The 21856-nt window shown below is 42.3% G+C and carries 14 protein-coding genes; 11 read left to right on the top strand and 3 right to left on the bottom strand.

Annotation, left to right across the window (positions count from 1 at the left end):
- The first annotated feature begins 141 nt into the window (after positions 1–141).
- Positions 142–4452 (top strand): discoidin domain-containing protein, encoded by a 4311-nt coding sequence (locus DSL64_RS03305; RefSeq protein ID WP_158547864.1) that lies wholly within the window; start codon positions 142–144, stop codon positions 4450–4452.
- Between the two features lie 38 nt (positions 4453–4490).
- On the opposite strand, the gene DSL64_RS03300 is transcribed toward DSL64_RS03305, so the two are convergent.
- A complete protein-coding gene (locus DSL64_RS03300) occupies positions 4491–5750 on the bottom strand; it encodes a tyrosine-type recombinase/integrase (RefSeq protein WP_115829236.1) in 1260 nt (419 codons plus the stop codon).
- Positions 5751–5880: 130 nt separating this feature from the next.
- Here DSL64_RS03300 and DSL64_RS03295 point away from each other — a divergent pair, with 130 nt between their 5' ends.
- The 6 genes from DSL64_RS03295 (at position 5881) to DSL64_RS03270 (ending at position 15248) form a co-directional block, all read left to right on the top strand.
- Positions 5881–7584 carry a sodium:solute symporter family protein gene (locus tag DSL64_RS03295; protein ID WP_115829235.1) on the top strand — a complete coding sequence of 568 codons (1704 nt, stop codon included), beginning with the start codon at positions 5881–5883 and terminating at the stop codon, positions 7582–7584.
- A 161-nt stretch (positions 7585–7745) separates the two neighbouring features.
- The gene (locus tag DSL64_RS03290; protein WP_115829234.1) at positions 7746–8399 is read left to right on the top strand and encodes a TetR/AcrR family transcriptional regulator; all 654 of its coding nucleotides are present in this window, start codon (positions 7746–7748) and stop codon (positions 8397–8399) included.
- Positions 8400–8519: 120 nt separating this feature from the next.
- Positions 8520–9824 (top strand): TolC family protein, encoded by a 1305-nt coding sequence (locus tag DSL64_RS03285; RefSeq protein WP_229216936.1) that lies wholly within the window; start codon positions 8520–8522, stop codon positions 9822–9824.
- 22 nt (positions 9825–9846) lie between these two features.
- Positions 9847–10986: an efflux RND transporter periplasmic adaptor subunit gene (locus tag DSL64_RS03280; protein WP_115829232.1), complete on the top strand. Its 1140-nt coding sequence runs from the start codon at positions 9847–9849 to the stop codon at positions 10984–10986.
- 63 nt (positions 10987–11049) lie between these two features.
- Positions 11050–14208: an efflux RND transporter permease subunit gene (locus DSL64_RS03275; RefSeq protein WP_115829231.1), complete on the top strand. Its 3159-nt coding sequence runs from the start codon at positions 11050–11052 to the stop codon at positions 14206–14208.
- Between the two features lie 137 nt (positions 14209–14345).
- Positions 14346–15248, top strand: a complete 903-nt coding sequence (locus DSL64_RS03270; RefSeq protein ID WP_115829230.1) for a bestrophin family protein — start codon at positions 14346–14348, stop codon at positions 15246–15248.
- 57 nt (positions 15249–15305) lie between these two features.
- On the opposite strand, the gene DSL64_RS03265 is transcribed toward DSL64_RS03270, so the two are convergent.
- Entirely contained in the window at positions 15306–16733 is a 1428-nt protein-coding gene (locus DSL64_RS03265) for a DUF4270 family protein (RefSeq protein ID WP_158547863.1), read from the bottom strand.
- Positions 16734–17292: 559 nt separating this feature from the next.
- Between DSL64_RS03265 and DSL64_RS03260 the strand changes: the two genes are divergently transcribed.
- The gene (locus DSL64_RS03260; protein ID WP_115829228.1) at positions 17293–18303 is read left to right on the top strand and encodes a Kelch repeat-containing protein; all 1011 of its coding nucleotides are present in this window, start codon (positions 17293–17295) and stop codon (positions 18301–18303) included.
- A 9-nt stretch (positions 18304–18312) separates the two neighbouring features.
- A complete protein-coding gene (locus DSL64_RS03255) occupies positions 18313–18672 on the top strand; it encodes a DUF4907 domain-containing protein (RefSeq protein WP_115829227.1) in 360 nt (119 codons plus the stop codon).
- A 50-nt stretch (positions 18673–18722) separates the two neighbouring features.
- Here DSL64_RS03255 and DSL64_RS03250 read toward each other — a convergent pair whose 3' ends face one another.
- A complete protein-coding gene (locus DSL64_RS03250; protein ID WP_115829226.1) occupies positions 18723–19820 on the bottom strand; it encodes an endonuclease/exonuclease/phosphatase family protein in 1098 nt (365 codons plus the stop codon).
- A gap of 165 nt (positions 19821–19985) precedes the next feature.
- Here DSL64_RS03250 and rimP point away from each other — a divergent pair, with 165 nt between their 5' ends.
- Together rimP and nusA are read left to right on the top strand one after the other, a co-directional pair.
- Positions 19986–20468, top strand: coding sequence for a ribosome maturation factor RimP (gene rimP / locus DSL64_RS03245; protein ID WP_115829225.1), 483 nt, complete (start codon positions 19986–19988; stop codon positions 20466–20468).
- Positions 20469–20554: 86 nt separating this feature from the next.
- Positions 20555–21796: a transcription termination factor NusA gene (nusA, locus tag DSL64_RS03240; protein WP_115829224.1), complete on the top strand. Its 1242-nt coding sequence runs from the start codon at positions 20555–20557 to the stop codon at positions 21794–21796.
- Positions 21797–21856 lie beyond the last annotated feature (60 nt).

Below are 21856 nucleotides of genomic sequence, written 5' to 3'. Positions count from 1 at the left end.
CTATTTCCATAAAATATAGCAAAGTAAATACGTACTATTTTTATTTTCAATGTGACATTAATTCATTTCAAGATTGTAAATTATTCATAACATATGTTTAACTATTTATCATATTTTTGGGAGAATTTAAACCTTCACGATATGATCAGAAAATTATTACTCATTAGGATTTGCTTATTATTGGTTATGCAGTTATTGTTGTGCAACCTGTACGCCCAAAGTCTGACAATTGTATCCGAATCCAGCAGTGCGGCGGTTCCTTATCCGCCTAACGCCATTTACCCTGCTTTTGTTGACAATATGGAGTATAACTCCTGGACTGAATCTGGCAAAAATTCCTACTTTCAACTCAAGGCTACCGGAGGTGCCTCGCCGTACACATGGTCAGTTACATCAGGATCTCTTCCTGGTGGTTTGTCACTCACAACCGATGGCAAAATTCAGGGTACCCCTACAACAGAAGGAGATTTTACATTCACCGCCCAGGTTAAGGATGCGAGCAATGTTACAGTATCTAAGCAGCTCATAATGAAAGCGGCACCGTATCGATCGAAATGGATGACTGATTCAAAATTTGGCATCATGTTGCAATGGGGTGTACCAAAATTGACCGCCAAGGCAGATATAGCAACTTTTGAAGCGGGCATAACGCCATTATTTAATGCTGAAGCTTGGGTTGATTCAATAAAAAACATGGGTGCCAAGGTATTAAACTTTTACGGGAAGGATGGAAACGGTATTCGTTACTGGCCGTCAACTTCGCCAAGTAAATTGGGATATAAAACCTCACGGGATATAGTGGGAGAGTTATTGACTGCTTGCCATGCAAAGGGGGTGAAGTTTGTAGCTTATTTTGCGCCAGATCATGGGTGGCCTAAAAACAACGCCCTTTGGGATTCAGATTCATTAACTACTGATGTTCACATAGGAACAGGTGTATTGAACACCGCATTAATCCGAGAGCTAATAGCGATGGGGGTTGATGGGGTTTGGATTGACATGGGCGCAACGGCAGAGCTCTATCCCGCTTCGGTGAATCCCGCGTGGTTTCCTTGGGGAACCATTCTTCCAGTCATTAGGTCGATAAATCCTTTCGCAACCTTTGTAGCTAACTCAGGTGTTGGTAACGGCGATACGGTACTTCATTGGCCAGACACCGATATAATTGTATATGAAAACTCCGTTTCATGGGCTCCAGCAGTTGCGGTACAAAACTCTACTAACAAAAAGATGGCTCTGGAAGTAGATAACCTGTTAGATAATTCTTGGGCTTGGACTTGGCCAGTAGATAATTACGGGGGTTCTGCAAAGACATCAGCGGACATTATCGAAAGTATTAAAAGGAATTGGCGTGTGGGAGCTACATATATGCTTAATTATCCAGCTCTTCCTAATGGTACACTAATACCCACACAGTATCGCCAAACTCTTAAAGATATTGGTGAGTTTGTTAAGGCTAATCAGGGTTGGAGTATCACACCTACTTCTTCATTGGCTCCAGGACATTACAATACAGCGCAAACAGTAAGTCTCAATGCTCCTAACGCAACAATTTATTATACGCTTGACGGATCTTATCCTACTAAGACTAGCACCCAATATATAGCTTCAAGTCCATTGCATATTAATAAAAATACCAGACTAAGAGCAATATCGGTTGAGCAAGGGAAGGGTGAAAGCTTATCACTGGACGTATACTATTCAATCGGCCCGGAAACGTTGGAAAATTTAGTCAAACTATTATCCGGAATTACTGGTGGCGAAAGCATTACAGACGTCAAAGAATACTACCGTGGGATAAAGTTTACCGTTGGACATCAATCAGTTCTTTTAAAGAAGATAGGACGATACTTTGCGCCTGCTAATGCTGGGAAGCACAATATATTGATTAAAAAATATGAAGACGATGAAATACTTCGCAGCACCAGTATTGATATGAATATTGGCAATGCTGACGGTTTAGGATACAAATACGTGGATATCATGCCAGTAGTTCTTCAAGCTGGAAAAACCTACATCATCGCTTCAAAAGAAAATTCAATAGACAAGTATTTAAATACCCCTATTTCAAAATCGGTATTAGATAAAAACTTCAACAAACTAGTGAAGTTTAACCTAAATCCTAATGGTGGCAAAAAGCTTGTTGTCGAAGATGGGAATGGGCAACTACTAAATATGGTGTATCAGACAGATACAGTCGTGGTAGAACCGACCAATTTAGCTTTTGGCGCCGCAACATATCTTCAAGATAACAATAGTCAACACAGGGAGCCAAGTGTTGTTGTTAAACCGTTTTATGCTGAAAATGCAGTAGATGATGATCCTGAAACATCCGCTGCAGCAACAGTATCGTATGCATGGACTCTTCATACGGATTTAGGGCGTGTTCATAGGAATATTAATAAAGTTAAAATTGACTTTGATGAAAGCGGCTACTCTACCGAATTTCAGGTTTGGGGAGCAAAGAGTAATTCGTGGGAATTACTCTATTCAAAAACTAATAATGAAGAAAAACATCATCAGATATCATTTCCTGCTAAAGATCTTAGATATATCCGGGTTAGGTCTCTTAAGCCCGATACAGCCAATCAAGTAGGAGAGCAGATGCGAATTGTAAAATTAGGCGTTTATTCCGATCCTAATTTGGCTGTAGGAACAGACGTTTTCTTACAGAGTAATTCAGGTTCGTCACTGGGAGCTAGTGAAAACTTGCACGTTGCAAAGCATGCCATTGATGGAGACTTGAATACACGTGCGCAGGCTGGCGGTCAATTCCCATGGACACTGCTTACTGACCTTGGTCGCACGTACAATAAATTAACTCGGGTGCGTATCAATTTCGCAGAGCCACTATTTTCTACAGACTACATTATTCAGACATCAAAAGATAATGTCAATTGGCCAGATACTGTAGCAGTGGTAAGCAACAATGGCGTTGCTCCGAATCCAGTAAATTACAATCCGGATCACTGGTTTGCTCCCCGGGAAGCAAGGTACGTGAGAGTTCGTTCTTTAAAACCCAATGCTCCCGGCCAATTGGGTTTTCAAATGGCAATAGCTGAACTTGGAGTTTTCGAATCGACCAACCTCGCAGCTACACCAGAAGCAAAACTATATCTTCAGAAAAATGATGGCAACCCTGTCCCTGGCTCCCCTCAAATATCAAGTACCTATACTGCTTTGCCTGAACTAGCAATTGATACAGACCTTACTACCGCAGCAGTTGCAAGTCTTAGTTGGGACTGGACCTTCTTCACTGACTTGGACAAAGTATATCAAGGAATTAACAAAATAAACATCGACTTCCTTGCCAACGGGTTCGCAACTGAATACAAAGTATTTGCGTCCTCAAATAAAATCAATTGGGTTGAAGTAAAGCACGTAACTGGAAACTCAAATTTACAAAATTATCACACCTTTAGTCAGCCATTTGAAGCAAGGTATATAGGTATCAAAGCCGTGCTACCTAATGGAGCCGGACAAACAGGGACGCAGATGTCCATTGCGGAGCTAGGTATATATTCAGATTACTCTGTTGATTGTAATTTTACGCCATCAGCTTTGGTTTCAAATAGCAATCCTGCACCTGGATCAGCTATAAGCTTAAGCTATGCTTGTTCAGGATCAGGGTGTAATGGTGTAACTTATTCTTGGAGTGGAAATAGTATTGATGGAAGTTCTCAACCATTAAATATTACTGCCCCATCAACAGCTGGCACCTATACCTATACCCTGACATCAAAAAAAACTAGCTGTCCTGACAAGACATCCACAGTTAATATTGTCATCAGCCCAATTGCAAACCCCTGTAATTTCACAGATAAAGGAATCGTGGGAACATGGAGTGGATTAAATGTCCAAACAAGACAGTTCATTGTAAACGGGACATTCCAATGGTTGCTTGTGGTGGCACCGACAGGTTCCTCAGTTGATAAACACTTCCCCAAAGGAGCCAATTTCGCGGAGCGCAATGATATATTATGGGATAACGGCGCAATATCTAAATCTTGCTTAGGTGATGGTGATACTGGATTTTATGGACTTGATTTACCTTCTGGCATAACAATACCGGCGGGCTATACACAGGCAAGTGAAATCGATGGAGCTAAATACTTTCACACTGGCGGAAGCGCCAGAATTGGAGTTAAGGAAGATCTATTAGTTTCTACTGGTCTGCAAAATATAGAAAGTCCTCCAAAAGAGTCTGCAATACAAATTACTCCAAATCCTAATACAGGGATTTTTGAAGTAGTTTTTTCTTTGGAAAAAGGGAAAAGCGCAACTCTTTCTGTTGTAGATATTCAAGGAAAGACAATATCGGATAAAACTGTACTTGGAAAAGGGGCACAAAAAGAAAAAATAAATATTGCAAACTATGGCCCTGGAACATACATGATTATTCTAAGAAAAGAACGTGGAGTAGAAGCTGTGAAAACTGTGGTTGTAAAATAACTAAATTGTAAAGCAATGGGGGCTATAAAATTCTAATCTTACTCAAATATAGCCTCCATCGCTTCATCCAGTGAATCTTCATCAAAAGAAGCCCAATAGTTCTCTGTGGTCGATATCTTTTTATGAGCAAGACTGTTCTTGATATCCACCAGGGTAATCTTGTTGGAATTTTTCATCGCCCTGCGTGCCTTGTCTGCAAATGAGTGACGCGCCGTATGAAAGGTGATTGCTTTGGGTATCTTCAATAAGGTGGATATGTCAGCCAGCGCGGTATTAATGTACCGGGCATTGTTCTTGATGTCGCGGTCCAGTTTCACACGCAGCGGCCTTGGCATCCTCCGCTTGTCTTCGTAGCTTACATTTTTCGCATATTCTGATTTACTATCCAGGATAGGAAACATGTACTCATAACTCTCCCCTTTCTTCTTTGGATATTTCTCCAGAATGGCCAATGCGGACTTATTGAGTAGGATGCTTTTCTTATGGCCGGTCTTATCCATCTCGTATTCGAGCCGGCCATTAGCTATACTGCCCTTGCGGATCTGCATAAAGTCAGCAATCCGGATTCCGGCATTGTAAAAGGAAAACAGGTAGTAATTCCGAGCATTATCCAAAGCAGGATCAGTGAGATCCAATTCGGATAATTTCTTAATCAGCTCGTCATTTAGGCGGACTCTACTTGGTCTAACCTCTTTTACTGGCTCATTCAACCGAAAAGGATCTTTTGAAATGGTGTCATCTTTGAGGGCTATTGTGAAAACCTTGTGGATCTTCTGTAGCGTGTTGTTTATTGTTGAGCCCTTTGCACCTCTTGCCAGTAACAGAGCCCGGTACTCAGCTACATGGCGAGGTTTGATATCAACCATCAAAGTATCCTCTCCTACATATGTTGCAAAGGCATTCAGCATCCAGCTCAGAACATTAAAGTATCCGATAGTCGCCTCGCCTTCTTTGTCAGAAAGGTAAGATTTTATATACGCTCCGACCGTTATGAACGTTCCATTTGAGACTGGCTTATTAATATACGTAAGTGGAGCCAGCGACTGCTTTTTAATCTCAGTAAATTTTATCCTTAGCTCTTCAAGTGTATCTTCGATCTCTTTGTTGTAAGCTTTGGATTTACTGTTTGCAATGCGGATCCATTTACCGAACCTGGCTTGCTTGTTAAAATGATCTTCTGGGACGCGAAAGTTAAGTTTTACTTTTCTACTTTTACGATTCTCAGTGTAACGGATAAAGACAGAGTAGAGTCCATCTTTGTTCTTCCGTGAATTCAGTTCAACATTAAAGCTGGCCATAATTTGTAAGATTTTGCATACACATTGCAGAAACAAATTTAATAATTATAAGTATTTCTAACAACGCATATCGCACAAAAAAGTGCCTTTAAACCCTAAAAAACGCCCTTTTGCATCGCGCTAAACCTTTATGAATTATCTGGATTGGATTGTACTTGCCCTTACTTTAATCTTTGTTGTCGCGTACGGAATCTATCGTAGCAGGGAAAAACATACAATGGACTCTTTCCTGCTTGCCGGGCAGTCTTTACCCTGGTACCATGTGACCTTATCATTGATGGCAACGCAGGCCAGTGCGATTACCTTCCTTTCTGTTCCCGGACAGGCCTATACTGACGGCATGCGGTTTGTGCAATTCTATTTCGGACTTCCGCTTGCTATGGTGGTGCTGTGCATAACCTTCGTTCCCAAATTCCATAAGCTTAAGATATTTACCGCCTACGAATTTCTGGAAACCCGTTTCGATCTTCGGACACGTACGCTCACTTCTTTTCTATTTCTTTTACAAAGGGGGCTTTCTACAGGGTTGTCTATATATGCCCCGTCTCTTATTCTTTCAACAATATTAGGCTGGGACATTACACTGACCAACATCATTTCGGGAGGAATCGTGATGATCTACACCATCACCGGCGGCTCCGGTGCAGTATCGCATACGCACATGCAGCAAATGACTATCATTACTATCGGGATGGTCGTTGCAGGGTATATGGTTGTACATCAGCTACCCGAAAGTGTATCATTTACAGACGCTCTGCATGTTGCCGGAAAAATGGGCAGAACCAACGTGATTGACTTTACCTTCGACCTGAATAATCGTTACAATGTATGGTCAGGACTGATAGGTGGCTTTTTCCTTCAGCTCTCCTACTTCGGTACGGATCAATCACAGGTGGGACGTTTTCTAACCGGGAGTTCTGAAGGACAAAGTAAACTGGGACTTGCCATGAATGGTTTGCTGAAAATTCCGATGCAGTTTTTGATTTTGCTCGTAGGAATACTTGTTTTTGCATTCTACCAGTTCACCACGCCGCCTTTGTTTTTTAACCAGACAGCGGTAGACAAAGTCAGGACTACGGAATACGCCTCTCAATATCAGGAACTCGAGACACGCCACAACCAGATTCAGGAGTCGAAACACCAGCAGGTCATGTCACTGACAGAGGCTGTCAAAAATGATGACCAGCCATTGATTAATCAGCTCCGATCGACACTGACTGCCTCTGAAGAGAAGGTTACTGAAATCCGAAAAGAAGCAGGTACCTTGCTGACCAAAGCCAATGGAAGCGATGTTAACGATGTCAACTACATCTTTCTTCGCTTCGTTATCGACTATCTGCCTGTTGGTATGGTAGGACTATTGATCGCGGTTATCCTACTGGCATCCATGGGATCGGTGGCTTCTGCTTACAATTCCCTGGCATCGTGCTCTGTGGTTGATATATACAAGCGTATGTACCGTAAAGACGATGACACAGGAAACTACGTAGCCGCTTCACGTTGGGCTACCTTTTTCTGGGGTATCTTTTGTATTGCCGTGGCGCAGTATGCATCCCGACTGGGAAGTATGATTGAGGCCGTAAATATTCTTGGCTCACTCTTTTACGGTGTGATACTAGGCATTTTCCTTGTTGCCTTTTACTTTAAAAAAATCGGTGGACGAGCTGTTTTCTGGGGGAGCATCATCGGCGAAATTTTTGTAATCATCAGCTACAATCTTGAACTCACTGCCTTTCTATGGCTCAATCTGATCGGTTGCGTACTCGTGATCTTTTTTGCATGGATTATTGAAACGATTTGGCCACAGCCTAAAGTCAATCCTGTGCATGTTTAAGATCATATTTTTCTAACAGACTTACACAAAAGCAACATTTTATTATAGAAATCAAATAATTGTTTAAGATAATCAAACAAACGTTTGATTATCTTAAAGTAAGAACTACCTTTGCCATTCCAACTTCAGCATAGCCCTGCGGTTATGCTATCAGTGTAAATATGGAATACAATCAAAAGCAATTACAGATTATCAGCGTTGCTGAGCGGCTCTTCGCCGCAAAGGGATTCTCTGCCACCTCAATACGCGACATTTCTCAGGAAGCAGATATCAATGTCTCGATGGTCTCGTACTATTTTGGGTCAAAAGACAAGCTTATAGAAGCACTTTTTGAAGTTCGTGCCCGTGAATTTGGTGCACGGCTGGATGAACTGCTCCGTGATCTGGGCCTGTCTCCAATGCAGCGTGTGAACCTGATGGTGGACGGTATGATCAACAGAATATTTGAGAAACAGTGCTTTCACAACGTAGTACTTCGTGAGCAACTTTCCCCTGATAGGCGAACGCCAATCATATCGGAGCTATTGACTGAATTGAAGCTAAAAAACCTTCGTGCTATGGAGAGCATTATTCATGAAGGTCAGAAGCTTGGCATATTTAGAAGTGAAGTGGATGTACCCATGCTTTCGACAACACTTTACGGAACTGTAAACCAACTACTTAGTACCAAATCTTATTACTGTACTGTCTATGGTATTCAGGATTTGTCAGAGGAAGAACAGGAAGCACACATGATTGCAAAACTTAAGAGTCATTTCAAAAAAATATTTCAGGAAATGATTAAACCGGAATTAAACGATTCAATCACGAGTTAATGCTGCAACGCTGTCTCCCTCCAATTAACACCATAAATCATTATCTAAATTAAAAGTCTCCCTTTCATGGATTTTAAATTGAAGGCTAAAAGAATTCGACTTTTAGCAATTTTTGTATCAATGCTTTTCCCTGGACAGGCACTTGTTTTTGCCCAGTCGCAAAGCAATGCATCCGGCGGACAAAATACTATCAACAACGCTACGCTTGAAGAAGTAATTCAGTATGCTCTAAAGAACCAGCCTCTTATTCAGCAGTCTTTAATTGACGAAAAAATTACTGAAAACAACATTAAAAGCAAGCTCGCCGACTGGTATCCGCAAATCAATTTCGCGTATAATCTGCAGCACGCATTCATTGTGCAAACCAGCATTATTGCGGGTAACCCGGTAAAATTGGGCGTGGCGAATACTTCTGCAGCACAGTTTACGCTCAATCAGGCCATATTTAACAGAGATGTGCTTTTGGCCAAAAGAACAAAAACCGACGTACGTACGCAGGCCAGCCAGACTACTACTGCTAACAAAATTGACCTGGCAGTGAATGTGTCCAAAGCATTTTACGATGTACTGGCCACTACTCAGCAGATTCAGGTATCAACCGAAGATATCCAGCGGTTGGAAAGAAGTTTGAAAGATGCAGAGAATCAATATAAGTCGGGCATCGCCGATAAGATTGACTACAAACGTGCAACCATTTCGCTCAACAACACCAGAGCTGCGAAAACCAGCAACGAGGAGATTCTTAAAGGGAAGGTAGAATACCTGAAAGCACTGATGGGTTACCCGACGGAGCAGAGTCTGAAAATCAGCTATGATAGTTTGCAGATGGAACGTGATATACTGCTGGATACAGTTCAGAATCCTCAGGCCACTGCACGTATTGAGTATCAATTGCTCAATACCCAGAAGAGACTGATGGAAGCAAATCTTCAATATAACAAATGGAGCTTTTTGCCAACTGTTTCTCTTAATGGAGCATACAACCTGAACTATCTGAACAACAATCTGACAGATTTGTACTCTAACAACTTCCCCAACTCTTTCGCCAACCTAACATTGTCCCTTCCATTATTTCAGGGGGGAAAGCGTAAGTACAACATCAATACGGCAGAATGGCAGGTAAAGAGAACGGATCTTGATATCAAGAATTTGCAGATGAGTGTAAATTCGGAATACGCAACGGCTCTGGGTTACTACAAAGGAAGCCTTACGAACCTGTTGGCTCAGAAAGAAAATGTGGACCTTGCCCGCGAAGTATATGACGTGATCCAACTTCAGTATAAATCCGGAATCAAAACGTATCTGGAAGTAATCACTTCTGAAACTGATCTCAGATTGGCACGCATTAACTATTACAACGCTTTGTATCAGGTTCTTGCCAACAAAATTGATGTACAAAGAGCACTTGGTCAGCTAAACTATTAATTATCGAAACCTTATTAGTACCATGTTTTCAAATAAAACAACCTATTATATAGCCGCACTTTCAGCACTTTTATTGGCTTCATGCGGTAAAAAAAATGAGCAGGCTGCACAACAGGCTCCTCCGCCTGTAAACGTTACTGTTGAAGAAGTAAAATCTACTGACGCTGTTTACCACGACGAATATCCCGCAAGTATAACTGCACTGAATCAGGTGGAACTTCGTCCTCAGGTAACAGGATTTATCACAGGCGTTCATTTTCAGGATGGAGCACGTGTAAAGAAAGGTCAACTACTCTATACTATTGATGCCCAGCTGTACTCTGCCAACTACGAACAAGCTGTGGCTAATCTGGCAGTACAGGAAGCGAATGTTGTGAAAGCTCAAAAGGATGCAGACCGCTATCATGAGCTTGACAAAAACGATGCTGTAGCAAAACAGCTTGTAGACAATGCTGATGCGGCGCTTGAAGTGGCTAAAAGACAAGCCCAGGCTGCTAAAGCAAACATAGCTGCTGTATCTACCAATGTTCGCTACACGAAGGTATTTGCGCCATTCAATGGAACCATCGGTATCTCACTTGTGAAAGTAGGCGCAGCGGTGAGTGCAGGACAAACTGTTCTTAATACCGTTTCATCTGACGGTCAGCTGGCGGTAGATTTCAATGTAGATCAAAAAGAAATTTTCCGCTTTTCAAACTTTCTGAAAAACAACAAAGGAACTGATTCCACATTTACACTTGCCTTCGGAAGGGATATTTACCCTCAGCCCGGAAAACTACAACTACTGGACCGTGCAGTTGATCCTCAGACAGGAACAATCAAAGCCAGACTTGTTTTCCCGAACAATGAAAATCTGCTTCGCGCGGGTATGACGGGCACCGTTCGTGTATTGAACAGTGCCTCTGCCGAATCGGTCATTATTCCTTACAAAGCTGTGACAGAACAGTTGGGTGAATTTTTTGTATATGTTGAAGGAGACAGCAGCAAAGTAAGTCAGCGTAAACTTGCTCTTGGACAGCCTATCGGTCAGAATATTATTGTAAAGGAAGGCTTAAAGCCAGGCGAAAAGATCGTGGTTGAAGGTGTTCAGAACCTGCGTGAAGGTGCTGTAATCAACACACAACCTGCAGCAGCCCCTGCCGGAGCACCTACAACAAAATAGTTACAGGAAATTTGAGACACAAGTCGCCAAATTTTCCTGATGATTCTCTAAATAACTGAACAAATGATTGCAGATATTTTTATAAAACGGCCCATTACCGCAATCGTTTCCTCGATTGTGATTGTGCTGGTCGGGCTGATAGCCTTAACAACGCTACCCGTAGCGCAGTATCCTGATGTTACCCCTCCTACGGTAACTATTTCCGGTACATTTACCGGTGCCGATGCCCAGACGGTGGAACAAACCACCACCACAGCAATAGAAACCCAGGTGAATGGTGTACCCGGCATGAGCTACATGTCCAGTAACAGTACAAGTAGCGGACAAAGCAGCATTAACGTTGTATTTGATGTTGGAACAGATGTAAACATTGCCGCACTTGATGTACAGAACCGTGTAAGCGTAGCTGAACCATCTCTCCCGGATGCGGTGAAACGTCTCGGTCTTACGGTAAGAAAACGCCAGCCAAGTATCATGATCGTACTGGCACTGTATTCTCCGAACGGCACACACGACGCCCAATTCATTGGTAACTTTGCCAACATCTATGTTAAGGATGCATTGCAACGTGTAAAAGGTGTGGGTGATATCGTGTCGCGTGCGGATGACTTCGGTATGCGTATCTGGTTAAATCCGGAGAAACTGGCCAGCATGAACATGACGCCAAGCGACATTTCGGCTGCGCTTGCAGAACAAAACCTTCAGATCGCAGCAGGTACTGTCGGTGGAAATCCTCAGCCAAATACACAGAGTTTCGAATACACAGTTCTGACGAATAGCCGTTTGAACACCAAAGAACAGTTTGAAAACATTATAGTACGCTCCTCTCCTGCTGAAGGAAGTGTTGTGTATCTGAAAGACATAGCGCGTGTAGAACTGGGTAAATTTGATTACGGTGTAAATGCATTCGTAGAAGGAAAACCTGCTGCATTTGTATTGATCTATCAGGCTCCTGGTGCCAATGCGCTTGAAACTTACGACGGCGTAATGAAGGCGCTTACAGAAATGAAGAAGACCTTCCCTAAGGATATCGATTATGTGATTCCTAACGAGACGGCCACGGTTGTAAAAGTTTCTATCGAAGAAGTGCTTCATACTTTCGCGGAAGCGATGATTCTGGTGGTAATCGTGGTATTCCTGTTCCTTCAGAACTGGAGAGCAACACTGATTCCTATCCTTGCGATTCCGGTATCTCTGATCGGTACATTTATTTTCTTTATACCGTTCGGCTTCACGATTAATACACTGACGCTCTTTGCCTTCGTACTCGCCATTGGTATTGTAGTCGATGATGCGATTGTGGTGGTGGAAGCGGTGCAGCATAATATTGACCACCACAAAATGTCGGCGCGTGAGGCAACTGCCAAAGCGATGAAAGAAATTTCCGGACCTGTAATTGCGATTGCACTTATTTTGGCTGCGGTATTCGTTCCGGTAAGTTTTGTACCAGGTATCGTAGGTCGTCTCTATCAGCAGTTTGCGATCACCATTGCTGTTTCTGTATTGCTTTCAGCATTTGTTGCACTTTCATTAACGCCGGCTCTATGTACCATCATGCTGAAACCCAGCAAAGGAGCAGGTGAAAAGAAAAACATGCTTGAAAAATTCTTTGACCGTTTCAACAAATGGTTCGACGGATTGGCCAATTCTTATACAAGAGGTGTATCGAAATGGATCAAAGGCACGCCTTATGTAATGATCATGATGGTTTGTCTTATTGTCGGTCTTGTATTCCTTTTCAAAAACAAACCATCCGGATTTATTCCTGTAGAGGACGAAGGACGTATGTTTGTGACTTACGAAATGCAGGAAGCTACTTCTACTACTCGTAACATCGCGATGATGAAGGAGGTTATGAAACGTGTGGCAGCTATTCCAGAAGTACGTGTAGCGGGTGGTATTGCAGGATTGAACGCGATCAGCTTCTCCAACAAATCTAACGTAGGTACACTCTTCGTGAGCTTACATCCATGGGCAGAAAGAAAAGGAGCAGAACACCACGTACAAGCGGTAATCCAGAAAATACAAAAAGCTACTTCTGACCTGAAAGAAGCCCGTGTTATGGCTATTGCACCTCCGGCGATTCCTGGTCTTGGTAATACTTCCGGATTTACTTTCCAGCTTCAACAGACAACAAGCACGGATAATATCCAGCAATTTGAAGCGGTAACCCGTAAGTTCCTTGGTGCGGTAAATGCGCGTCCTGAGATCGGGATGGCTTATACCTTCTTTAATGCCCGTACTCCCGGATATCAAATTGATGTGGACCGCGACAAAACCAAAAAATTGGGTGTTCAGGTTAACGACGTGTTTACATCATTATCTACACTTTTGGGTAGTAGCTATGTAAATGACTTTAACCTTTATGGAAGAAACTTCCGTGTAATGGTTCAGGCTGACAGCAGTTTCCGTTCCAATCTGGAGCAGGTGAACAAGTTCTATGTTCGTAACCGTGAAGGAAATATGATTCCTCTCAGCGCGCTCATTACTTCCAAAGTAGTTGAAAACCCCGCCCTGATTTCTCATTATAACATTTATCGTTCGGTTGAGATTAACGGAACACCTAAGCCAGGATTCAGTTCAGGTCAGGCTATTGAGGCGCTTAAAGAAGTAGCAGCCACAACACTGCCTGCAGGATACGGTTATGAATTCTCTGGTATGAGTAGTGAAGAGATTAAAGCAGGTGACAGTACAGTTGTTATTTTCGCCATCTCAATCGTCTTCGTATTCCTGTTCCTCGCAGCACTTTATGAAAGCTGGTCTATTCCGTTCTCAGTACTGTTTGCTGTTCCCATCGGAGCGTTCGGATCTATTCTTACGCTGACCTTCCTTCCTAATTTGTCAAATAACATTTATGCGCAGATCGGTTTAATTACATTGATTGGTTTGGCGGCGAAGAATGCGATTTTGATTGTGGAATTTGCCAAGGAACGTGTGGATGGCGGTATGCCGATTGTGGATGCGACATTAGATGCTGTGAAGCTGCGTCTTCGTCCGATCATCATGACATCCCTGGCATTCATACTTGGGGTACTTCCACTGGCCTTTGCAAGTGGCGCGGCAGCCGAATCACGTAAAACCATTGGCTGGACCGTATTCGGAGGTATGTTAGCGGCAACTTCTCTTGCCATTTTCGTTGTGCCGGTATTATTTGTAGCAATTGAGAAGTTTGTTTACAAAGGCAAAATGAGAAAAGAAGAAAAACAATCCCGCCTCATTTAGCCAGGATTGCAATAAAATACATCATTATCTTTTCGAAGCGCGGAGCACCTGTTCCGCGCTTCTTTGCTTTCATGTACATTGGTATAATTATTTTTATCTCATTTTAACACTTTTCAAAAACAATAAGCACCACTTACATGTACGTTACGCAAGTCTTTTCGCTATGGCGACTACTCAAAAGCTTCTGGCTCGGAGTAGTGGCAGTGACCTGCTATGCCGGTCTGGTTTTTTATCTGTATCAATATCAGAACTGGCACTTTCTTGTATTCCCAATTTCTATTATTTCTGTAGTGGGAACGGCACTTTCACTACTATTAGGCTTTCGTACCAATTCGGCCTATGACCGGTGGTGGGAAGCGCGCCAAGTGTGGGGAGCTATTGTGAATGATAGCAGAACGTTGGTCAGGCAGGGAATTTCGTTTATTGATCCTGCTGCACCTGAGAGAAAGACAATTATTGATAATCTCGCACATTTGCAGATTGCATGGTGCTACGCGCTCAATCACTCCCTCCGTAAAGAACCTGTACTGCCCAATGCCAGCCTGCATCTGACGGAGGATGAAATAAACTTCATTAAAGGACACGACAACATCCCCAACGCGCTTATTCATCTGATGCAGACAAAAATGACCGATGTATACCATCTCGGGTACATAGATCACATATTGTTTCAGAGCCTTGACGATACTTTTATGAGATTATGTGATTCCATGGGAAAATGTGAAAGAATTAAAAACACAATATTCCCTACTCAGTACAGCTTCTTTGTACATATGATCATATTTGTATTTACGATCATTCTTCCGATGGGCCTGATCGACAGTATCGGCCGGATCGCCATTCCTATTACTTTCGTAATTTCCTTTCTCTTCTTTTATGTTGAGAGTATATCCTACACCATGCAGAACCCTTTCGAAAATGTGCCCAACGACATTCCGATGACCTCGCTCTGCCGTACGATAGAAATCAATATTTTGCAGTTGATAGAAGATCCGATTATCCCGGATAAGATTTTACCGAAAAACGGATTTATCATGTAACAAAAAAGCGATCTGCAACAAGGAGTTACAGATCGCTCTTCTTATACCATCAGGAAACTATTGCGTTTTGATGGTGGTATACTTAATTTCCAATTTAGTTCTTCCGTTCGGATTAGCCTGGTCGGCAAACACAATCCTTGTAAAACTTTTAGAGAATTCAGAGTTAACATCGTACAGGCCACCGCTGACAGAGGTTGCCGAAGTCCTTAATAAAAGACCATACGAGATCTCGGATTCAGATGCCATTATATCTCTAACAAACTGACTGACGTCAACAGTATAGTACTGTCTGTCGTTAACAAAATCATTCACCAATGTACCCACAACTGCTGATGTACCCGCAGAAGTAAGCGTGGTCAGCGGAAGAGGGCTGCCCCCACTCAGAATATAATCATTGTTTTTATCACATAAATAAACATACAACGACGATGGCAAAAAGTAGGCATTTGTAATGCTGCTTCTCACGGGCTGAAGGATCAGCTGCGCGGTGTTTGCAAATGTATAGTTAAGGTTATTCAGCTGACGTATTGATGGAAGATCCACACGGGTCATGATACCTGTACCTGCCTGTACAAATGCCATATTACCCGACTGAGCAGATGGTAAAGCTACCCGATACGTATTAGGAAGTTTTTCCAGTATTGTTCCCTTCCTGTCCGCTCCCGTAGTATTATAGATGCCGACAAGCTCAACGGATACAGAATCTTTATCCAAACCTTCGACCGCATCAGGCGTATGATGATACAATCTTAGCGCTGTGTTGTTTGGTAAAAAACCTACCACCGCACTGTTATCTGTGGTGGCCGGCAAAATGGCAAGTCCCTTAAGCAGATTAACAAACTCAGCATTGTTACTGAGTTTACCAGCTTTAGCCAGATCGAATATTTCTTTCCCTAATTCGTCCGATAATTTGATATGCAGATCCACTCTCCCTGTGGCAGAACCAACTGTTCCCGCTGATGGGCGCGGACTCGGATAAAATCTTTTTCTTCCGATAGGCGTTGCCTCGTATGGAGTCTGATCGCTATTGTAATACACAGACTTGTCCATCATGTCGGACAAATGCCTGTGTACGGTTATGTTCATCAATTTTGTGGTGTCGCCATAATAATATCCATCATAACGCAATGACAAAGCCAACGAATCATACACTGCAGTTTCAGGAACAGAGATAGCACCCGTGTTAGTAAGCCCCACCTGAATATTCGAGGTTGCGTGCATTTTCCCGAAAAAAGGATCCGTATATCTTCCAACAAGGTGTCTGCTCTGAGAACCTGTCATCATGGAATCGGTGGCAACTGTAGAGAGTACTACTGAGCTTGTATCTGAAAAAAGCGCGGCAAACTCATCCGGATTCGGCTGAACAAGTGCATCCACCTGATCGCCCCATTGGCAGGAGACAATAGAAACCGCAAATACCGTCGCTACCAGAAATTTAGAAACAGCCGGAGAATACGTATTGAAATAATAAGAAATAAATTTCATTGAAGGCAAGAACAGTAAAAGTGCAAAATTATCAGATGTAACGGTATTTACAACATGATTCATTTATTAAAAGCAATAATTTATGAATATGCAACAAAACACCCTGAGGCAACGTAAAGATTAATGATTTTGGGATTTAGCATCTCTGAGAGAACAAATAACATCAGTGAGCCAACCTTATTTCAACTTTACGCGTCATTATATGAAATAGTGGCAGGGCATCCGGAAATCTAACGTAAAAATACCGGATGTATTTCAGTCAGACGGAATAGACCTGTGCCGCTTGTAGCTGACGGAAAGAAATGTGTATGTAACTGGCTTAACCTTATTGCAACATCATTAGTCCTTTGGCGTTTATTCACAGGACATGATTTTTAACTTTTCGGTAAAAAGTAAATGGATAATTTCTGTTAGCAGGTTCAAGATGTTATGTTTGCAAAAAATTTGATTGAAATAGTTTCGTGTTGTCTGTTACCGATGCACCCCGCACGTGATATTTTCTTAATTAAACCAAAAATTATTATTTCATTTGTAACAATTAGTCAAACCATAATTTTTCATGTTTAATACTTTAAAGAAGACCTCATTAGCCATTCTAATTGCATCTACCGCTTTAGTTCAGTTCAGTTGTAACAATGATGACGCTGATGCCGACAAACTGGGTAACTGGTACAGACAAGGAATTCCTGATTTCGGAGGAACACCAAGAAGCGGAGCTGTAAGCTTTGTTGTAGGAGAAAAAGGATATATCGGAACAGGTCGCACCAACGAAACTGTTTCAAGAGTAAAAGATATGTGGTCGTTCAATGGAGCCACCTGGGCACAGGTTGCCGAGTTCCCGGGAACAGGCCGCCAGGATGCTATCGCATTCGTTGCAGGTAATAAAGCATACGTTGGAACAGGTTATGATGGAAACACGCTTGTAGACAACGGCTACAAGAAAGATTTTTACGAGTATGACGCAACTGCAAATACATGGAAAAAAATCGCTGATTTCCCGATGCTTCGCAGCAATGCTTCTTCTTTTGTAGTTGGAGACAAAGGATATGTAGGTTTGGGTAGCATCAATATCTCCACTATGTATCAGGATTTCTATCGCTACGATGCTACTGCTAACACCTGGACTGAGGTTGCTAACTTCACAGGAGGAAAACGCAAAGGAGCTAACGCATTCGTATTAGGCGGAAAAGCTTATGTTGGTTTTGGTCAGAATAACTCTTTAACAGCTACGAAAGATTTGTATTCTTTCGATCCTGCTGCTAACGCATGGACTCGTCTTGAAGCAACTAACGACGACTTGACTGCAAGAGCATTCGGATTTACGCTTATACTTAACGAAAAAGCTTACATCATCGGAGGGTCAGGATCTTCAGACGTTTGGGAATACAACGCGGCTGACAACAGCTGGATAGCAAGAACCAACTTCGAAAACGGAGCAAGAAGTTATGCTGCAGGATTCACCTTGAAAGGAATAGGATATTTAGGAACCGGCCTTGCAGGAGGTACAACCAATACAGACGACTTCTGGGCATTTGATCCAACAGCGACTGTAAATGCCGACGATAACTAAGATCATATAGTGAAAATCAGTAACACCATTAAAGTCGTTCTGATTTGCCTGATAGCCTTCGCAGGAGCAGCCTATTTCTATTTTTCAACACGTTCGAAAAACGGAATAGACGCCACCAGCGAAGGCTTTCGCAATTTAAGGACAGAGACGGTAGCGCTGCCCAATGGCTGGGGCTACCGTGTGATGCAGGACACGTCTGCACTCATTGAGCAATTTAACATTCCCGGAGTTGAGGGCAATAGTCCTTTCCGCAATCAGCAGGAAGCCCAGGCCGTAGCTGATCTGGTAATGAGTAAACTGGAGAGAAAAGTTTTCCCGCCCACTGTAGAGATCAGAGAGCTGGACAGCCTTAAGATTACCTATAAATGAGAAAAGCCTGAATCATCAGGCTTTTCTCATTTATAAACCTCCTCATCACCTTAGTCTCGTATCACCTGATAAGTGCCCATCACAGGATAGTGATCAGAGTATTTTACATTATTGATTGTCTTAAAATCGATGAGCTTTAAGCGTTTGCCATCATAAAACTGATGGTCTATTCTAATGAAATAAGGCATTTCATTAAAAGTAAAACCAAACCCACTCCCCTTATCTTCAAAAGTACTGGCAAGTACACCTCTGATTTTTCCGTAAACATAGCTGTAAGGTGTCTCATTAAAATCACCTCCTACAATCACAGGATACGGAGAAGCACGAATCCATTCCTTAAGCACTTCGGCTTCCCTTGCATGATTGAGAAAACCCAGCTTAATTGAACGTGCGGTTGACCTCCCTTCCCGGATAAGCCCTTCGGAAGTTCGCTGGCTTACCAAGGCTTTCAGCCTTAACGTCATCGAAAAAAGATGTACTGAGATAACCCTTACGGTGTCCTTACCCACTTTAATATCAGCCTGAATCATTCCATTCTGCATTTCAAATAACGTATCTCTTGACGCAACAACAGGGTATTTAGAAAAAAGTACCATTCCATAGTAGCTATGCGGGCGATTATATTCTCTTGAATTAAAGTAAACTGCATTTTTAAAGCCAGCCTTCTCAAATGCTCCGGTTACATCCATTACTCCTGAGCCTTTATAATTCACATACTCATGCATACAAATTATATCCCCACCAAGATCAACAAGCCAGTCCTTCATTTTCTTCTTATCCGCATTTATCATATCCTTATCCCCCCCATGACTATGCTGAAAGCCATGAACGTTATAATGGATAACTGTCAGTTTCTTTTTTGCTGTATCCACTTCTTCCGGATCATTTCCCCACTGAAAAGTTCGTGGCAAAAAAAATCCTCCCAGAAGCAGAACCAGGAAAGGCAAAACGATGTTCTTTTTTCTACGGGAAAGTAGCGACATCACCAGAATAAGCAAATGTCCGGCGATGACCAGTGGAAACGACATCATGATGAACCCCCAGAACCACCCCTTTAACGGACTCCAGTAAATAAGGGCGTAGCAGACAAGTGTGTACAGGACAAAGAGGTAATAAAAAAACGAAAAAGTACTGGCAATTTTTTTCATGGAGGTCTTTTAGGATGTTGACAACAAAAATAGCTTAACCCTCATTTCTAAAAAACCATAACTTGTACAAATCATAAAATAGTTTTACCTTTGCATCATTATTTAAAGATGATCGGTTGAGTGAGGGGGTCTACAATCCCCTTTTTTATTTGTATCAAGCCTTACATGTCAATAAAAGAGCATTTAGAAACATTACTGAATCCAATGCTGGAGGAGGGAAGATTATTCATAGTAAATATTCTGATCAAACCTTCAAGGACCAGTCAAAAAGTATCTATCCTTGTCGACAGCGACGAGGGAATCACCATTCAGGAATGTACTTCTATCAGCAGACGGCTGGCAAAGCAACTCGAAGAGCTTGATTTGTTTGCAGATGCTTATACACTGGAGGTTTCTTCTCCTGGTTTGGATCAGCCTCTCACATTGGTTCGTCAATACAGGAAAAACCTTGGAAGGAATATCAAAGTAACGCTTAAGAGCGGAGATATTGTTACAGGTCAGTTGACAGATGTACAGGAAGAGCAGATAACGCTTCAGTTGCCCGAGCCCAAAAAGAAGCCAAAGGTAGCTATCGAACCTTCAGAACTGATTAAAACGATCAGCCTGGAAGATATCTCCAAGGCAATGATTGAGATTTCATTTAAATAAACTTGTACATAGCAGGTACATACCTGATTTGTAATGAAATGTATAATATGTTTAACTTAGTATCAGCAAATATTCTTTAGCATAAAATGGATAGCGGAGTATTAATAGAATCATTCGCGGAGTTTGCCAGTTCAAAGAACATTGACCGTCCTACGATGATCAGTGTATTAGAGGAGGTGTTTCGTACGATGATCCGTAAAAAGTATGGCACAGACGACAACTTTGACGTGATCATTAACCCGGAAAGCGGTGACCTTGAAATGTGGCGGACACGTGAAATTGTTGATGATAACTCAGAGGATATCTGGGAATACAACAAAATTCCGTTGGAAGAGGCACGCAGAATTCAGAGTGACTTTGAAGTTGGAGAAGAGGTAGCCGAAGAAGTTAAACTTGTAGATTTTGGTCGCCGTCTGGTACAAACTGCCCGCCAGACTCTTATCCAGAAAATTAAGGATATGGAGAAGGAGATCATGTACGAGAAGTACAAGGATCAGGTAGGCGAAATGATTACAGGAGAAGTGTATCAGACACTTCGTCATGAGGTCATTATCGTAGACAGCGAAGGAAATGAACTTTCAATGCCTCGTACTGAGCAGATCTCAAAAGATCGTTTCCGTAAAGGTGAATCAGTGAAAGCGGTTATTCATAAAGTTGATATGAACAACGGCTCGCCAAAGATTACGTTGTCAAGAACATCTCCTGTATTCCTGGAAAGACTATTCGAAGTTGAAATTCCTGAGATCTATGATGGAATTATTTCAGTAAGAAAAGTCGTTCGTGAACCAGGGGAACGTGCTAAGGTTGCAGTAGAATCATACGATGACAGGATTGACCCGGTTGGTGCGTGCGTAGGTATGAAAGGATCAAGGATCCATTCGATCGTACGTGAATTGGGTAATGAGAATATCGATGTGATCAATTACACTGATAACCTTGAACTGCTGATCAGCCGTGCGTTGAGTCCTGCAAAAGTAAGCTCGATGCAGATTGACCGCGACTCAAAACGCGTATCGGTGTTTCTGAAACCGGATCAGGTTTCATTGGCCATTGGTAAAGGCGGACAGAATATCAAACTGGCCGGCAAGCTTGTAGGTATGGAAATTGATGTGTTCAGAGATATTGAAGAGCAGAACGACGAAGATGTGGACTTGTCAGAGTTCTCGGATGAAATCGAAAGCTGGATGATTGCTGAACTGCACAAAATAGGTCTTGATACAGCTAAAAGTGTATTGGCCCTGAATAAGGAAGAATTAGTAAGACGTACGGATCTGGAAGAAGAAGCGGTTGAAGACATTCTGGATATCCTGCGTAAAGAATTTGAATAATCTATTTGGATGATCTGACAATGGTGTTAGGTTGTCCGCAAATGCAAAACTTTTTTCTAT

This window comes from Dyadobacter luteus (assembly GCF_003383615.1).
Taxonomy (GTDB): Bacteria; Bacteroidota; Bacteroidia; order Cytophagales; family Spirosomataceae; genus Dyadobacter; species Dyadobacter luteus.
The sequence above is the reverse complement of the archived record's forward strand: the minus strand, read 5'-3'. Positions and strand labels throughout refer to the sequence as shown.